Source organism: Lentzea sp. NPDC004789, from assembly GCF_053601075.1.
In genome coordinates, this window is sequence record NZ_JBSGBE010000011.1 from 100,072 (window position 1) to 116,153 (window position 16,082).

General features: G+C 71.4%; 16 protein-coding genes. 5 read left to right on the plus strand and 11 right to left on the minus strand.

The features are described 5' to 3' along the window. Position 1: 1 nt before the first annotated feature. From ACWEIJ_RS24855 to ACWEIJ_RS24905, 11 genes are all read right to left on the minus strand, one after another. Complete coding sequence (locus ACWEIJ_RS24855) at positions 2-1,030, minus strand: amidinotransferase (protein WP_449839621.1); 1,029 nt, start codon at positions 1,028-1,030, stop codon at positions 2-4. Beyond that, positions 1,027-1,782 carry an SDR family NAD(P)-dependent oxidoreductase gene (locus ACWEIJ_RS24860; protein ID WP_449839622.1) on the minus strand — a complete coding sequence of 252 codons (756 nt, stop codon included), beginning with the start codon at positions 1,780-1,782 and terminating at the stop codon, positions 1,027-1,029. The genes ACWEIJ_RS24855 and ACWEIJ_RS24860 overlap by 4 nt, the downstream gene beginning before the upstream one ends. Beyond that, the gene (gene gntA / locus ACWEIJ_RS24865; RefSeq protein ID WP_449839623.1) at positions 1,779-2,477 is read right to left on the minus strand and encodes a guanitoxin biosynthesis heme-dependent pre-guanitoxin N-hydroxylase GntA; all 699 of its coding nucleotides are present in this window, start codon (positions 2,475-2,477) and stop codon (positions 1,779-1,781) included. Before gntA ends, ACWEIJ_RS24860 begins: the two co-directional genes overlap by 4 nt. Continuing rightward, entirely contained in the window at positions 2,474-3,721 is a 1,248-nt protein-coding gene (locus ACWEIJ_RS24870; protein WP_449839624.1) for an ATP-grasp domain-containing protein, read from the minus strand. Before ACWEIJ_RS24870 ends, gntA begins: the two co-directional genes overlap by 4 nt. Beyond that, positions 3,714-4,967: an ATP-grasp domain-containing protein gene (locus ACWEIJ_RS24875; RefSeq protein WP_449839625.1), complete on the minus strand. Its 1,254-nt coding sequence runs from the start codon at positions 4,965-4,967 to the stop codon at positions 3,714-3,716. The genes ACWEIJ_RS24870 and ACWEIJ_RS24875 overlap by 8 nt, the downstream gene beginning before the upstream one ends. An 86-nt stretch (positions 4,968-5,053) precedes the next feature. Beyond that, complete coding sequence (locus ACWEIJ_RS24880; RefSeq protein WP_449839626.1) at positions 5,054-5,761, minus strand: iron-containing redox enzyme family protein; 708 nt, start codon at positions 5,759-5,761, stop codon at positions 5,054-5,056. A gap of 435 nt (positions 5,762-6,196) precedes the next feature. Next, positions 6,197-7,903 (minus strand): putative PEP-binding protein, encoded by a 1,707-nt coding sequence (locus tag ACWEIJ_RS24885; RefSeq protein WP_449839627.1) that lies wholly within the window; start codon positions 7,901-7,903, stop codon positions 6,197-6,199. Further along, the gene (dhaL, locus tag ACWEIJ_RS24890) at positions 7,900-8,535 is read right to left on the minus strand and encodes a dihydroxyacetone kinase subunit DhaL (protein WP_449839628.1); all 636 of its coding nucleotides are present in this window, start codon (positions 8,533-8,535) and stop codon (positions 7,900-7,902) included. Before dhaL ends, ACWEIJ_RS24885 begins: the two co-directional genes overlap by 4 nt. Before the next feature lie 62 nt (positions 8,536-8,597). Then, positions 8,598-9,596, minus strand: a complete 999-nt coding sequence (gene dhaK / locus ACWEIJ_RS24895) for a dihydroxyacetone kinase subunit DhaK (RefSeq protein WP_449839629.1) — start codon at positions 9,594-9,596, stop codon at positions 8,598-8,600. Beyond that, positions 9,593-10,348 carry an MIP/aquaporin family protein gene (locus ACWEIJ_RS24900; RefSeq protein ID WP_449839630.1) on the minus strand — a complete coding sequence of 252 codons (756 nt, stop codon included), beginning with the start codon at positions 10,346-10,348 and terminating at the stop codon, positions 9,593-9,595. Before ACWEIJ_RS24900 ends, dhaK begins: the two co-directional genes overlap by 4 nt. Positions 10,349-10,479: 131 nt before the next feature. Further along, positions 10,480-11,253 (minus strand): IclR family transcriptional regulator, encoded by a 774-nt coding sequence (locus ACWEIJ_RS24905; RefSeq protein WP_449839631.1) that lies wholly within the window; start codon positions 11,251-11,253, stop codon positions 10,480-10,482. A 54-nt stretch (positions 11,254-11,307) separates the two neighbouring features. Between ACWEIJ_RS24905 and dhaM the strand changes: the two genes are divergently transcribed. The 5 genes from dhaM (at position 11,308) to ACWEIJ_RS24930 (ending at position 16,069) form a co-directional block, all read left to right on the plus strand. Further along, on the plus strand, positions 11,308-11,697 hold the full coding sequence (gene dhaM / locus ACWEIJ_RS24910) for a dihydroxyacetone kinase phosphoryl donor subunit DhaM (RefSeq protein ID WP_449839632.1): 390 nt from the start codon (positions 11,308-11,310) through the stop codon (positions 11,695-11,697). After that, on the plus strand, positions 11,681-11,956 hold the full coding sequence (locus tag ACWEIJ_RS24915) for an HPr family phosphocarrier protein (protein WP_449839633.1): 276 nt from the start codon (positions 11,681-11,683) through the stop codon (positions 11,954-11,956). The genes dhaM and ACWEIJ_RS24915 overlap by 17 nt, the downstream gene beginning before the upstream one ends. 150 nt (positions 11,957-12,106) lie before the next feature. Next, a complete protein-coding gene (locus ACWEIJ_RS24920) occupies positions 12,107-13,456 on the plus strand; it encodes an MATE family efflux transporter (protein ID WP_449839634.1) in 1,350 nt (449 codons plus the stop codon). Positions 13,457-13,717: 261 nt separating this feature from the next. After that, a complete protein-coding gene (locus ACWEIJ_RS24925) occupies positions 13,718-15,466 on the plus strand; it encodes a hypothetical protein (protein WP_449839635.1) in 1,749 nt (582 codons plus the stop codon). Between the two features lie 6 nt (positions 15,467-15,472). Further along, positions 15,473-16,069 (plus strand): hypothetical protein, encoded by a 597-nt coding sequence (locus ACWEIJ_RS24930; protein WP_449839636.1) that lies wholly within the window; start codon positions 15,473-15,475, stop codon positions 16,067-16,069. Positions 16,070-16,082: the final 13 nt, after the last annotated feature.

The following is a 16,082-nucleotide window of genomic DNA, read 5'->3' on the forward strand; positions in this document are numbered from 1 at the left end:
CCTAGAGGTAGGACTCAAGACCGCCCTGCCGCCGCACGTCGAGGCTGCAGCAGTGGAAACCGCCGCCGAAGGTGCGTCCGTGGCGGTACGGCACGGGCACGACCGTGAAGCCCTCCTTCTCCAGCAGCCGCGCGAGACCGGTCTGCTTGTCCGGCACGATCACGGTCTCCTCGTTGACCGACAGGATGTTCATGCCGATCCACGTGGACGCGCGCGCCCAGTCCAGCGCGAAGCCGTCGTCCTCCGGCTCGTCGAACCACAGGGTCTTCCAGCCCTGCAGCGGCGCCGGGATGTCGTCAGGGCCGAGCCTGCCCGCGTTGGCCAGCAGCACGCCCGGCCTCAGCAGGTGGATCGTCGTGCCGACGTGGTCGTCGCAGATCGAGATCTCGTGCACCCGGAATTCGGGGCCCAGCACCCGCGCGAGCCAGCGCGCGCCGATGCGGTTGGCGGTGTTGCTGATGTTGACGAACACGTCCCGCCCGCAGCGGATCATGTTGGCGGCGTCGAACAACGGCTCCACTTCGTCCAGCACGGCACCTTCCGGCGTGAACCGGTAGGTGCTGTCGGGCAGCTGCGGTTTCGGTGCCGCGAGCCACAGCGCGCCGCTCTCGAAGTACTCGCGCAGCAGCGACCGGAACGGGAACGTCTCGGCGTAGCGCGACCGGACCGGCATCGGCGCCTCGATGATCGTCTCGCCGATCACCAGCAGGCAGTCCCTCGGCATCAGCGCGTGCCCGGCCGTGGTCCGCCACTCCAGCAGCGACAGCGGGCGCGAGTGGTCGGCGGGCTCGGGCCTGCGGACCTTGACGCCGAACGACTCCAGCGTCCGGCCCAGCGTCGCCAGGTCCTCGTCGGCCTCGGAGATCGCCCGAGCGAGGTCGGCGGGCGCGGCCGCGTCGGCGTGGTCCGGCTCCAGTCCGAAGAAGTGGCGTTGCGAGATGTCCACCGGCGGCACGTGCAGGTTCGCGGCGCTACCGACGACGATCTCCTCCAACTGCGCGAAGTCGGTGTAGGACCGGACGGCGCTCACGGCGATTCCCTTCTGGTGTTCGAGCGGCTCAGGGACAGCCCGAACGGTTGGTCGACGGACATCAGCTCGACGTAGTTGATGTTGACGTGAGGTGGCGTGTTGCACGCCCACAGCACGGCACTCGCGACGTCCACGGAGGACAGTGGCTGGATGCCGGTGTACAGCGCGTCCGCGCGGCCGGCGTCGCCCTTGAACCGGACCTGGGCGAACTCGGTGCGCACCATGCCGGGCGCGACGCAGGTGACCCTGACTCCGGTGCCCTGGACGTCGACGCGCAGGTTCGCGGACAGGTGGTGCACGAAGGCCTTGCTCGCCGCGTAGACGTTGCCGCCGAAGTACTCGTGCTCGGCGGCGAGCGAGCCGAGGTTGACGATGTGCCCGCGGCCGGCCGCCAGCATGCCCGGCAGCACCGCCCCGGTGCAGGCGAGCACGCCCGCGATGTTGGTGTCGATCATGGTGCGCCAGTCGCCGGGGTCGCCGTCGGAGAGCGGACCGAGCCCGAGCGACAGCCCCGCGTTGTTGACCAGGACGTCCACGTCGAGACCGGCGAGCAGACCGTGCACGGCGTCCTCGTCGCGCACGTCGACCGTCTCGACGCGCAGCAGGTCCGTGCCGTGCACGTCGGTCAGCTCGGTCAGCCGGTCGGCCCGCCGTGCCACGGCGACGACCCGCCTGCCCTCCTTGAGGAACCCCTCGGCGATCGCCCGGCCGATGCCCGACGACGCACCGGTCACCACCACCCAGCCGGTCACCGCGCCTCACCGGCCACGTCGGCCGCGACCCGCGGGTGGAACGGGCAGGTCCAGTCGTCCTCCACCGCGCGGCCGGAGTACTGGGCGGCCTCGGACGCCTCGCCGAAGTCGGCCAGGTTCGGGTTCAGCGAGCCCTGCAGGGCCATCTCCCGCGCCTGCACCTGGGACTGGATCCGCGTGTACGCACCGCGTTCCCGCAGCCGTTCGAACTGCAGGTGCGAGTTGAACACCATCGTCGGGTAGCGGAACCGGCGGGTGATCCTGGACGCGTTGGAGTGCAGGCCGACGACGAAGAACGCGTGCCCGCCGAGGCTGAACCCGAACCGGGGTGAGGCCGGGTCGGAGTCGACCGCGGGGTCCCAGCCGAACCGGGTCGCGTCGAGCTCGTGCAGGTCCTGCAACTGCCGCCACAGCGCGGTCTCGAACTCCTGCTCGGTCAGCCCGAGCGGTGCGGTGAAGCTCGCCGCGAACGTGGCCATCAGCGGGTCGATCTCGTCCTTGTGGACCACGAAGTCCACGACGGCGTCGTGCAGCTCGCGGGTCGTCGCGGGCGCGCTCATCTCGCCGAAGTGCCGGTGCACCACGGTTCCTCGCAGCCACGCGGTCTTGCCGGCGACGCAGGAGAACTCGTCCCCGGTCAGCTTCTCCGCCAGCGCGACGCGCACGGCGCCGGCGTCCTCCCCCCGTTCGGTCATACCCCAGTCCTCCTCCGGTCCGCACCCGGCCCGTCGGGCACCACGACCAGCTCGTAGTTCTCGATGATCTCGGTCGCCGCGCGGTGCACGTCCGCGTATCCCTTGCCGCGCAACCGGAACCGGCCACCGATGTGGTAGTAGCCGCCCTTGCCGTCGAAGACCGAGCCGACCTCGGGCAGCACCTCCGCGTACACCTCGGGCACCACGCCGGCCATCGGCGTGCGCGAGACCACCCGGCTGGGCAGCGGCCCGCGTTCGGGCACCATCACGAAGCCGCCGCCGGACGGGTCGGCGAACTCCTCGGCCATGGTCAGCGGCGGCAGGCCGAGCGTGGCGCGGAACGTCTCACCGAACAGGTCGATGCCGAGCACGTCGCGGTGGATGAACCCGATCTCGCCGCCGCCCGGCCGCATGCCGACCTCCAGGAAGACCAGCTCCCCGGTGCCGGTGCGGAACAGCTCCAGGTGGAAGGCGCCGTCCTCCTGGCCGAGCGCGTCCAGGCAGTGCCCGGCGAACTCGGCGATCCGGTCCCGTTCGGCGCCCGCGTCGAGCAGCACCGAGCCCAGCGATCGTCCTTCGGTGAAGCCCAGACAGGTGTCGATGTACTCGGAAACGCTGACGTAGTGGAACTTCCCGTGCCGCCGGACGCCGTCCGCGTGCAGGACCTGACCCTGGATGTACTCCTCGCACTCGTGTCCGGCCGGGTCCACCTCGGCGAGCGCGGCGGCCAGCCCGGCGACGTCGTGGTGCACCGACACACCGCGCGATGCCGCGCCGGCCCGCGGTTTGAGCACCACCGGCAGTCCGAGCCGCGCCACCACGGCCTGTGCGTCGGTGTCCTGGTCGAGCGCCAGGTACCTCGGCACCCGCAGCCCCGCCCCGCCGACGAGCTCCTTCATCCGCGGCTTGTCCAGGAACCGGGTGACGTACTCCGGCGTCCAGCCCGGCGTGTCGAGCTCCATCCGCAGCCGGGCCGCGGTGAGCACGTCCCGTTCGGAGATGCCGACCACGCCCGCGAACTCGCCGTGCCGCCGGGCCAGGTCCCGCGCGATCGGCAGCACCGCGTCGAAGTCGAGGCTCTCCACGACGACGGTCTGCAGCGCGCTGTCCTGGTCGAGGACGGCCAGGCCGGCCGGCAACGTGATGTGGACCAGATCGCAGTCCAGGCCTTCGGTGAACCGGTGGTACTCGCCGAACTCGTCGTCGAACCTGTTCAGCACCAGGTAGATCGGCCGTTCAGACAAAACGCACCTCTCTCTCGATCGCTCGCCAGCGCTCCAGAGCGGCCGCGTACGAGTCGGCGTGGAAGATCACGTGGCCGAGCCGGGCGCGGAAGTCGTCCGGCCGCGGCAGCGGTTCGCCCGGTCGCACGTACACCTGCAGCTCCAGCACGTCGGGCGCGTCGCGGAGCTCGTCGAGGCCGTGCGCCCCGTTGAACCGCTCCCCGGTCGCCGTGAACCCGAGCAGTCCGGCGCACTTGACCTTCGGCGTGCCCAGCGCCGCGACCTGGTCCAGGTCGAGCCCGGTGTAGGCGGCGAGCATGACCCGCGGCAGCGACACCCCGGTGACCAGCTCGATCAGGTCGGCGATGTGGCCGCCCGGCAGCCGGGCGCCGATCTCGATCAGCACCGGGCCGTCCGGCCGCAGCCGCAGCTCGCAGTGGAACGGGCCGGTGGTGAGCCGCAGGGCGCGGCAAAGTTCGTCCACATAGGACTCGACGTCGGCGCGGACCGCCGGGTCCAGGTCCGCCTGCACGATGTGGCCGACCTCGACGAAGTACGGTTCCGGCCCGAGCAGCTTGGCGGTCACCGAGACGATCACCACCTCGTCGCCGCTCACGTACCCCTCGACGCTGACCTCCGGCCCGACGACCAGCTCCTCCAGCAGCACCCTGCCGTCCAGTCTGCGGCCGAGGTCGGTGCGCGGATCGGACGTCATGAACTCGTAGCGCCGCAACAGCTCCTCGGTGTCGTTCACCCGGCTGACGTGCACGCTGCCCGCCGAGTCGGTCGGCTTCAGCACCGCGGGGAACCCGACCACCTCCGCCGCCGCGAGCAGCTCGGCGCGGCTGGTGGCCCGGACGTGGCGCGGCACCCGCAGCCCCGCGGCCTGCGCCCGTTCGCGCATGACCGCCTTGTCCCGCAGCGCGAGCACGCTCGTCGCGGGCAGGCCGGGCAGCCCGAGCCGGTCCGCCAGCCGGGCCACGACGTCCACGTAGAACTCGAACCCCGGCAGGATCGCCGCGAGCGGGCGCTGCGCGTGCAGGTCCACCGCGATCTCGGTCAGCGCGGCCTCGTCGTTGGTGTCCACCTGGACGACCAGCTCGGCGAGGGCGAGATCGTCCGCCGAAATGACCCTGTCGTCGCCGTTGAACGTGGCCACGACAATGTCGAACCCGAGCTCACGCCCCACCCGGACGAGACCCAGGCCCGCGCCCATGGGTTCGATCACGAGAATTCGGCGGCCCTGACCCGGCTGCACACCAGCCATGAACACTCATCTTTCTGCGCTGTGGGAAAACCAGGCCTGGTGGAGGTGGCTCACCTGGCACGCCGAACCACCTCCGGGCACCTGACTCAGACTGCGGAGAGCTCCTTGTCGGCCACCGTCGTCTTGTGCAGCTCGGCGAAGTAGTCACCGATCAGGTTGACGAAGGTGATCAGGTCGGAATACGCCTGCTCGGCCGTGCCGAACGATTCCACCGCGCGCGACACCGTGCGGAACATCAGCTCGTCGTGGTCGTGCGACTCGTCGAAGTCCAGGTGCGCCTGCTTGCCGCGGGTGAATTCCTTGCCGAAGACCTCGGTGGCCTTGTTCGTGATGATCTGGTTGTAGCGGTCGGAGTACCACTCCACGAACCAGTCCCACACCGTGGTCGGCGCCGGGCCGCGGTCGTCGGCGGCCAGCCGCAGGTAGCCCATGAGCTGCTTGGTGGTCGGGAAGACGTCGTAGGTCTCCAGCTCCTCCGCGGACAGCCCGAACTTCTTCAGGTCGCGGGTGAACATGGTCTCGTGACCGAACTCCTCCGCCAGGTACTTGGCCAGGTTGGCGGCGAGCGTGTCGTCCTTCGAGCCGACCTTGAACAACGCGTAGGTGTCCACCTCGTTGTTGAGGCGGATCCGCAGAACCGTCTCGATCACGTGGCGGATGTAGTAGTCGCGGTCGATCCACTCGCCCGCGTGGAACTCACGCATCCGCGGAACCCGCTGGAACTGCTCCTCCATGAGGTCCGCAGCCAACTTCTCCAGACGCGTGCGGTCCAGCTTTTCCGTTCCTGCTGACACGAGTTTCTCCTTAGTTTGTGTTCAGTGAACAAGCCCAAGGAGGGAGGTGTGCACACCGCGCAGAGGGCAGCCGAAAACAGCCGCAGCGTCCAGCCGAAACCGAATCCCCCCGAAGACCCGCGCACCGCGCGGGCAGGTGTGACAACCCCTCCCAGGTCGTCTCAATGCCCCTCGTATCCGACGATAATGGGGCACCCAGGCGGTGCAAAGAGCCAATCCGAGACTCGTGGCCCCCTTACCGGAACTCTTCGCAGAAGCCGCCCCCTACCACACCCCGGGAGCCATTTGCCAGGAATGGATCAGCCATTGGTCTGGCCATCGGAACACGTGCACCCGCGGGCGGCGGCGGAAATTCGCTGGAATACGGCCCTGGCCCGGTACCGCGGGTGCGGTACCGGGCCAGGAGAGGTACTTCGGGAAACCGAAGGTGAGTGGTCAGGCGCCCACGGCCGGCTGATCCACCTCGTGCCGCGCAACGCAGTGTGCGCGGACGATCTCCCACACCTCCTCCGCGGTGGAGAGGGCGAGGGCCTGGCGGGCGACGGCGGCGCACGTCGCGTGGTCGAGCGCGCGGATGGTCGCGCGGACCTCGTCGAGGCGGGACGGTGCCGTCGACAACACGTCGCAGTCCAGCCCGACCAGCAGCGGCAGGACGAGCGGATGCGCGGCCGCGTCGCCGCAGATCGACACGCGCTGACGGTGGCGGTGGGCCGCGGCGATGGTGTCGGCGATGGCCCGCAGCACGGCGGGATGCGCGGCGAGCTGCGGGGTCAGCGCGGGGTCGCGGCGGTCCAGGCCGAGGATCTGCCCGGTGAGGTCGTTGCTGCCGATGGACAGGAAGTCCGCGCGGGCCGCGATGTCGTCGACCGCGGCAACGGCCTGCGGGAGCTCGATCATCGCGCCCAGCGGTGGTAGCGTGACGCCCAGGTCGAATGCGACGCGGGTGAGGACGTGCCGGCACGCGTCGAGCTCGGCCGGGGTCGCCACCATCGGGATCATGATGCGCACGTCGCACTCCCCCGCGGTGGCGAGGACGGCCCGGAACTGGCGCGCGAACGCGTCAGGTTCGGCGAGCATGAGCGGCAGGCCGCGGCCCACCCGGCCGTCGCGCCCCCTGGCCAGGAACGGCGGCAGCTTGTCGTCGGCGTAGTCGAGGGTGCGCACGGTGACCGGATGCCCGGCCAGCGCGCGCAACACCGGCCGCAGCACACCGGCGTGCTGCGCCTCGCTGGGCCACTCGGTGGCGTCGAGGAACGGCAGCTCGGTGCGCAGCAGGCCGACGCCGTCGGCGTTCGCGCTGACCGCGGCACGGGCCTCGACGGTGGTGGCTATGTTGGCGCGCAAGGTGACCGTGTGGCCGTCACGGGTCTGCGCGGGCAGATGTCGTTGCCCGGCAAGGGCCTCCCGGCGTTGCCGCGCGGACCGCATCGCCTCGCCCGCGGCGGCCTGCTCGGCCTGGCTCGGGTGGACGACGATCCGGCCCAGCTCGCCGTCGACGGCGACCGGTGCGCCGTCGGCGTGGTCGAGCACGGCGGGATGAACGCCGACGAGCAACGGGATGCCCAGTGAGCGCGCCACGATCGCGGCGTGCGAGTTGAAGCCGCCGGTGACGGAGACCGCCGCGGCCACCGCACCGGCCCGTTCCAGCAGATCGGCCGCGCCGATCTCGCCGGCCATCAGCACGACCGGGCCGTCGGCGTCCAGACCGTGGTCGTGGCCGTGCAGCCGGGCGATCACGCGCTTGCCGACCTGGCGGACGTCGGCCGCGCGTTCGGCGAGCGTCGGGTCGGGCAGCGCCGCCAGTGCCGCGGCATGGCGGTCCACCGCCCGTTGCACGGCCAACGCGAGCGGCAGGCCGTCCTGGGCGTGCCGGACGGCCAGTGCCCGCAGGTCGGTGTCCATGGCCAGGTAGCTGATGACTTCGAGGATGTCGGCGTCCTCCGCGCGGTCGTCCGCGCGCAGCCGCTCCGAGGTGGCCAGCAGGTCGGCGGCCACGCCCTGGAAGGCCTCGGTGATCTGGGTGACGGGGTTGCCGATGCCGTTCCAGGGCAACGCGGTCGGCAACGGGCGGTCGGTGCGGTGCAGCACACCGACCGCGGTGCCGGGGCTCGCCGCACGCCCGGTGAAGCGCAGCCGGTTCACGTGGCGGCCACCACCCCGGCCAGTGCGGTGAAGATCAACGCGGTGGACGTCGCGCCCGGATCCTGGTGGCCGATGCTGCGCGGACCGAGGTAGGACGCCCGGCCCTTGCGGGCCTGCAGCGGGATGGTGGCGTGCGCGCCCTCCTCGGCCGCCTTGGCCGCGTCCGCGACCGCCGCGGCCAGGTCGGCACCGTGGAAGACGGCCTCTTCGAGGGCGCTGACGGCCGGCGCGAGCGCGTCGAGCATGGTCTTGTCGCCGAGGGTGGCCGCACCGAGCTGGGTGACCGCGGCCGTCGCGGCGTGCAGGGCCGCCACGAGCTGCCGCGGGGTGGCCGCCGGTTCGGTCAGCGCCTTGCCCGCGGCCCGGAAAGCCGCGCCGTACAACGGACCCGACGCACCGCCCACAGTGGACATGAGCGTGCTGCCGGTCCTGACGAGGACCTCGCCGGCCGTGACCGGGCCGAGCTCGTCGAGCGCGGCGGCGACGGCGGTGAAGCCGCGGGACATGTTCGCGCCGTGGTCGGCGTCGCCGATCGCGGCGTCGAGCTGGGTGAGCTGGTCGCGATGGGACTCGACCGCCGCGGCGACCGCCCGGATCCACGCGATGACCGCGGTCGTGTCCAACGTGTCCACCGGATCCTCCTCGACTCGGACGGCTGTGCCGCCATCGTGCCCGGTGGGCTGATGGTGCGTCATCAGTTGCCCCACCGCAGCCCCGCCGTCGCCACCGGCGCCGCCCAGAGGTCGAGCATCTCGTCGTCGGCGCGGCAGACGGTGATCGACACCCCGGCCATGTCGAGGCTGGTCACGTAGTTGCCGACCAGGCTCGCGCCGATGCGCACGTCGTGCGCGGCGAGCACCGCGGCGGCTTCGCCCGCGACCACGTAGAGCTCGATGAGCGGTGTGCCGCCGAGACCGTTGATCATCACGATGGTCTTGTCGCCCGCGGTCAGGGGCTGGTCGGCCAGGATCGCGTCCAGCGCGAGGCCGACGAGCTCCCCGGCCGGCCGCAGCTTCCCGCGGCTGCGGCCGGGTTCGCCGTGGATGCCCACGCCGATCTCGATCTCGTCCTCGGGCAGGTCGAAACCGGGACGCCCGGCCGCCGGGGTGGTGCAGGCGGTGAGCGCGATCGCGAACGACCGCGACGCCGCGTTGACCTTCTCCGCCATCTCGGCGACCTTGTCCAGGTCCGCGCCCCGGTCGGCGAGCGCACCGGCGATCTTCTCCACGAACACCGTCGCGCCGGTACCGCGCCGGCCCGCCGTCCAGGTGGAGTCCTGCACCGCCACGTCGTCGTCGACCAGCACGGTCCGCACGGCGATGCCCTCGTCGGCCGCGAGTTCGGCGGCGAGCTGGAAGTTCATCACGTCACCGGTGTAGTTCTTGACCACGAAAAGCACTCCGGCGCCGCCGTCGACCGCCTTGGCCGCGGCCAGGATCTGGTCGGGCACCGGGGAGGTGAAGACCTCGCCGGCCACCGCGGCGTCGAGCATGCCCGGACCGACGAACCCGCCGTGCAGTGGTTCGTGACCGGAACCGCCGCCGGAGACCAGCGCGACCTTGCCCGTTCTCGGCGCGTCGCCGCGCACGATGATCCGGTTGCCGCCGTCCACCCGCAGCTCCGGGTGGAACGCCGCGATGCCCGCCAGCGCGTCGGTCAGCACCGACTCGGGGGTGTTGATGAGCTTCTTCACGACAGGACTCCTTCGGCCTGCACCGGCGCCGGGCGTTCGGCGACGCGCTGGGTGGTGGCGATGAGGTGGTAGACGGCCGCGGCCGCGAGCCCGCCCGCGACCTCGGCGGCCACGTACACGGGCAGCTGTCCCCAGTGGACGGTGCCGCCGAACAGCCCTTCGGTGAGCATCGGCCCGAACGTGCGGGCGGGGTTGATCGAGGCGCCGGTGGCCGGGGCGATCGGGATGATGATCGCGAACACGGCCAGTCCGATGGCCACGCCCGCGAAGCCCTGCGGCGCCCGTCTGTCGATCGCGCCGAACACCACCAGCACGAGCAGGAAGGTGCCGATCGCCTCGGCGGTGAACGCCTGGCCCGCACCGACTTCGCCGCTGTAGGAGGCGATGCCGAGCCCGGTGTCGACGGCCTTGTGGCCGAGGACGGCGACGATGCCGAACGCGCCCAGCGTCGCGCCCGCGAGCTGCGCGGCGAGGTAGCCGGGCACCTGCCGCCACGGCATCCGCCCGCTCGCGGCCAGCGCGAGCGTGACGGCCGGGTTGATCTGGCAGCCGGAGACGTGCCCGATCGTGTGGACCATCGCGATGACGGCGGTCGCGAAGGCCAGGGAGATCATGCCCAGCTGGGCCATGGTGAACGGGGCGTCGCCGCCCACGATCAGCGTCGCGGGGACGGATCCGACGCCGATGAAGACCAGCGTCGCGGTGCCGAGCGTCTCGGCGATCAGTGCCTGGGTGAATGAGTTGTCAGCCATGTGGGACGCCCGCGGCGATGCGGGCGCTCACCTCCTCGGCGGGGAACCAGGGTCCAGTTTGCTGAACGGCGGTCGGTAATGCTGAACGAGAGGAAGGTAAGCGTGGCCCAGGTCACTGTCAAGGCCGAACGTCAGGCGAGCACGCGCGCAAGCGGTGCGCGACCGGCCCCCAGCTCACGGGACAGCTGCCGGGACACCTCCCGCACCTTGACCGCCAGGTCCTGGTTCTGCCCCTCCGCCAGCAGCCGCTCGACCGGTCCGACCACGCCGATCGCGCCGGCGAGCCCCGACCGGTCGAACACCGGCGCGGCGATCCCGGCGTCGCCGAGCGTGGACTCCTGGTCCTCCTGCGCGTAACCGGCCGACCGCACCTGCGCCAGCTGCTCGGCCAGCACGTCCGGGTCGGCGATGCTGCGGCCGGTCAGCGGCGGCAACGGCCCGGCGAGCAGCTCCGCCTGCCGTTCCTCCGGCAGGAACGCCACGATCGCCTTGCCCAGCGCGCACGTGTGCCACGGGATGCTCGCCCCCACCTCGAGGATCTGCACCGCGCCCTCCGGCCGGAACGCGTGGTGCACCACCAGCACGTGATCCCCGGTCAGCACGGCGACCCAGACCGCCTCGTTGGCCCTGGCCGCCAGCAGGTCCGCCCAGGTCAGCGACCTCATCCGCAGCTCGTGCGTCTCCAGGAAGGCGTTGCCGAGCGTCAGCACGCCGGGCCCCAGCACGTACTTGCCGGTCTGGCTGTCCTGCGCCACCAGCCCCTCGGCCTCCAGCGTGCGCAGCAGCGCGTGCACCGTGGGCTTGGCGATGCCGATGCGATCGGCCAGCTCGGCCAGGCCCAGCCGAGGACCGCCCGCGCTCAGCAGTCGCAGGATCTGCACCGCCCGCTGCACCGACTGGACCACAACAACCTCGATTCAGTATTGCTGAACACCATTCAGCATGACAACATCCCATTCATGCAACCTGTTGGGATCGTACTCGTGTCGCACAGCGCGGAGCTGGCATCCGGCCTGCGCGCGTTGCTGAACCAGCTGGGCGTGGAACCGGGCTCGGTGATCGCCGCCGGCGGCACCGCCGACGGCCGCATCGGCACCAGCTACGACGCGATCGCCGCGGCCGTGAAGACCGCCGACCACGGCCGCGGCGTCGTCGTCCTGCCCGACCTGGGCAGCTCCGTCATCACCGCCCGCGCGGTGCTGGACGACCACGACCGGCCCGACGTGGTGCTCGTGGACGCCCCGTTCGTCGAGGGCGCCGTCGCCGCCGCCGTCACCGCCGCCGGCGGCGCCGACCTCGCCACCGTCACCACCGCAGCCCAGGAGGCCCGCCATGCCACCAAGCTCTGACACCTCTCGGCACACGGCCGACGTCGTCCTGCCGGCCCACCTGCACGCCCGCCCCGCGGGCAGGCTGGCCAGGGCGGCGGCGCAACTGCCGTGCCGCCTGGAGCTCTCGCACGAGGGCAGGACCGTCGACGCCACCGGCATCCTCGCCGTGATGGGGCTCGGCGCCACGGCTGGTACGACCGTCACCGTCCGCGCGCACGGCGACGGCGCGCACGACGCGGTGACCGAGATCTGCCAGCTGCTGCGCACGATCGACTGACCGAGCCGGGCCAGGCGCGACGGCGTCCACCTCACCCGCGGGCACCACCGTCCACGCGCACGGAGACGGCGTGACCGGCACCTGCCGACATCCACGTCACCTCTCGCGAACAGCTGCGCGGCCGAAGGCGGCAGCGAGATCATCTGTCTCATGACGAGCGCCAGCCGGTGGCCGGACGTCAAGGAGATCGTCCGGGTCGCCTTGCCGTTGTACCTCTCGATGATCGCGGTGTCGTTGAGCGCGCTCGTCAACACGGCGGCACTGGGACGGTTCGGCACCGCCGCGCTGGCCGAGTTCGGCCTCACGGCGGCGGTCTACCTGCCGGCGATGGCGGCGGTCTCGGGTGCCGTGCGCGGCGTGATGCCGTTCGTCGCCGCCGAGAAGGCCGACCCGGCGGGCTTGCTGCGCGTCGTGCGCAACGGCGCCTGGCTCGCGGTGTTCGCGGGGGTGCCGGGCGCGGCCGCCGTGGCGTGCGTACCGCTGCTCGCCGGTGCCACGGGCGTGCACGCGGCGGCCGGCCCGTTCCCCCTGCTGATGGCGGGAGGCGTGCTGCTCAACGGGTTCGGCTCGATGGCGACGGCCGGGCTGGTCGGACTCGGGCACGGCAGGACCGTCATGCACGCCGGGCTGGCCGGAGCCGCGTGCACCGCGGTGCTGTCCCCCTTGCTGGTCATCGCGGCGGGCATGGGGCTCAACGGCGCGGGCGTCGCGTTGCTCGCCTCGAACCTCGTCAGCGGCACCATCGCGCTGGCCGGGCTGCGCCGCCGTCTCGGCGTCCGGTTCACCGCGATGGTGGGCACCAGGGTCCACTTCGGACAGATGATGAGCCTCGCCGGGGTGGGTCTCCCGATGGCGGGCACGGTCCTGGTGAAGTTCGGCGTGCTGGGCGTCCTCGCGTTCGCGGCGGCACGGCTGAGCCAGACCGACGTCGCCGTCCACAACATCGCGACCTCACTGGTGAGCCTGATGTTCACCGCGGCGGTGGCGATCGGACAGGCGGCGGTGCCGCTCGTGAGCGTGCGGGCGAGCCACCACGACCTGCGCGGCGCGCGGCGAGGCGTCTTCGCGGGCCTGCTGACGGCGATGACGACGCTGACGGTGGTCTGTGCGCTCGTCCTGGCGCTCCGGGCGTTCGTGGTGCCGTTGTTCACCTTCGATCCGACGGTGGCGAGCGCGGTCACCGCCTTGCTGGTCCTGGTGGTGCTCGTGGTCCTCGGTGACGGGCTGCAGGCGATCCTCGGTTTCGGCCTCACCGGCCTGAAGCGCTCGACGCCGAGCTTCGTGGTGTTCGCCGCGTGCTACGGCACCCTGGCGCTGGCAGCCGTGCCGATCGCCGGGCACGCGGGGCTGACGGGACTGTGGGTCGCGCTGGCGGTCACGAACCTGGTCGTCGCTACGGGACAGGGGCTCGCCTTCCGGCGCGAGAGCACCCGCGTGATCAGGCCGGCGGCTCGGGCGTCAATTCACCAACTCGGTGAGCAGCCTTTTACCAGCCGGTAATCACTCGACCGGCGAGCAGGTCATCGGTTTCGCGAACACTCGCCATTGCTGCGGTCCAGCCACCCGGCGCGCTGAACAAAACCGCAGCTCAGCGAGCCGCGACTACCCCTCGATTCACCGTGCACTGGAATTAGTGGACATTTCCTGGCCACTTCCCGATCCGGCGTAACAGCTCGCCTGAGCGTCGCGATAGCGCAGCAGAAGGCGGCCCGGAGCGGGCTGCCGGCTGATTTCACTCCACTTATGGGGAACGAGGGTCGAGTGAGTTCGATGGACGCTGCCGCGAGCAGACTCGAACAGCTGGCACAAGAGCCCGCATATCAGAACTTCGTCGCGGACATCGAACGACTCGCCGGTGATCTGCGCGCGGGAGACACGGCCTCGTGGCGTCAGGTCGACCTGATGGCGTACTTCGACGCGGACTCGGTGGTGGGCCGGGCACGGGGCCGGCTCGCCAAGGTGTCGCGACACGTCGACGTCGTCCGCAACGTTCTGCTGTTCACCCCGCTGTTCTTCACCTGGGTGGGCATCTTCGCCGCCGTGCAGGCCTATCGCGAGCTGCTCGCCCAGCCGGTGCAGGTGCAGCAGGAGTTCAAGGACGCATCGTTCTTGCAGCTGTGGACCAGGGGTTTCGGCGACCGCACCTGGTGGACGCTCGACCACGTGGCGCTGTGCGACTTCCTCGCGCTCGCCGCGGTGATCGTCACGTTCCTGCTGGGGGCGTGGCTGCAGAACCGCACGGCCACCGCGGAGGAGTCCGACCGGCGGGCCCGGGTCAGCGCCCTGCGGTCCGCGCTCGCCGACGCCGCTCTGGCGGTGCGCGAGGAGAGCGGCGAGCTGGTGGACCGGATGAGCGCGAGCCTGCGCACGTTGCTGCCCGAGTACCAGCGGACCGTGCAACAGCTGGTGACCGCGCAACGCGAGCTCAACAGCCTCGTCGCCGACGGCAAGGACAACATCGCGCTGATGGTGCGCGCCACCGGCGAGCTCGCGATCACCAGCTCCACCATCGCCGAGAGCGCGAAGAGCCTGGGCGGCCCGACCGGCGAGCTCGCGGGGCACGTGCACGGCATGGGGGCCACGGCCCGCGATCTCGCCGAGAACCTCGGTCACGTCGCGGCCGGCCTGAGCTCCGCGAAGGACGGGATGGCCGACGTGGTCAGAGGAGCCGGCGATCTCAACCGCGAACTGCGCGAGGTGTACGCGAGCCGCGTCGAGGAGCTGCGCCAGGAGTCCTCCGCGCACGCGGCGACGGTCAGCGAGCTGATCGAGGCCAGACAGGAGATGAACCGTTCGATCGAGTCGGGACGGGCCGGGGTGGCGCAGTGGGCGCGCGGCGCCGAGGCGATCGCCGCGGGCGGGGAATCCGTTGTGGACAGTGCGAACGAGCTGCGGGGCAACGTCGCCGCGCTCCGGGTCGCGTCGGAGCGGTTCGACCGCACCGTCGGCACGTTGGTGTCCGGCACCGAGGGCCTCGCGGCCGAGCTGCCGGCCGCGCAGAAAGGCGTGCTCGACGTGCTCGGCGCCGTCGTGCAGGTCGGCAAGAAGCTCGACGGCGTCCACGAACGCCAGGAAAGGCTCACCGCGAACATCGCCGCGCTGGCCGACAACCCGCAGGCGGCGGCCAGCGCGGCGAAGCGGACGGCGGAGGCGGCACGGGACGCACAACTGGCCCTGCAGCGGGCGGTCGAGGCCCTGCCGGAGCAGATGGACCAGCTGCGGGTCGCCGTGGTCGCGGCGTTCGACCGCGAGATGGAGCACCGCAGGACGGCCGCGGAGAGCCTCGGCGCGTCGGTCGGCGCGTTCAACGGCAAGGCCGGGGAGACCGCGCAGGCACTGCGCGAGACCGTCGACACCCTGCGGGCCGCGCCCACGCTCATGCTGCCGGAGCTGCGCACCGCGTCGCTGGAACTCGTGCAGGCGCTGGATCAGTGTCGCGTTCTCGTCGCGGAGCTGGCCGCCGCCAACGGGAAGAAGCCGCGCAGGCGGCTGTTCCGGCGCGGCGGGTGATCGGCGATGGCAACGTCGCGCAACCGCGGCTCGCAGCTCACCGGTCTCGTCGGCTGGATCTTCGCGGACACCCTGCTGGTGCTCGTGGTGATCTTCCTGGCCACGCAGACCGGTGGTGCGGTGCAGAAACCCCCGGAGCCGAGCAGCTCGGCACCGACGACCACGACCACCACGACGACGAAACCACCGACACGTGGTGTGGACAGCGGTTTCGTCTGCTTCCGGGTGTCGACGGACCCCGCGCTGCTCACCGGTTCGCCGTCGCCGCAACGCGACGCGCATCTCAAGGCGGTCGAGCAGCAGGTGGTGGACCGGCTGACCCAGCCAGATCTGAAGGGCAGGCGCGCGGGCGTCGTCCTGACGTTCGGCGTGGCCGAACAACCGCTGGCGGGAGCCGACCGCGCGAAGGCGTTCAACGCCGAGATCCTGCCGCGCCTCGGCGCGTTCGCGAAACGCGACGACGGCGGAGAAGTCGCCAACCGCGCCTTCTGGGGCGGCAATCCCAAGGCGGACAAGCCCGATGGCGCGATCACCGTGAACGTCTACCCGTTGCTCGAAGGCGGCCAGGAACCACTCACCGGTCCTCCCACCGAGGACTGCTGACCCCAGGAGACGA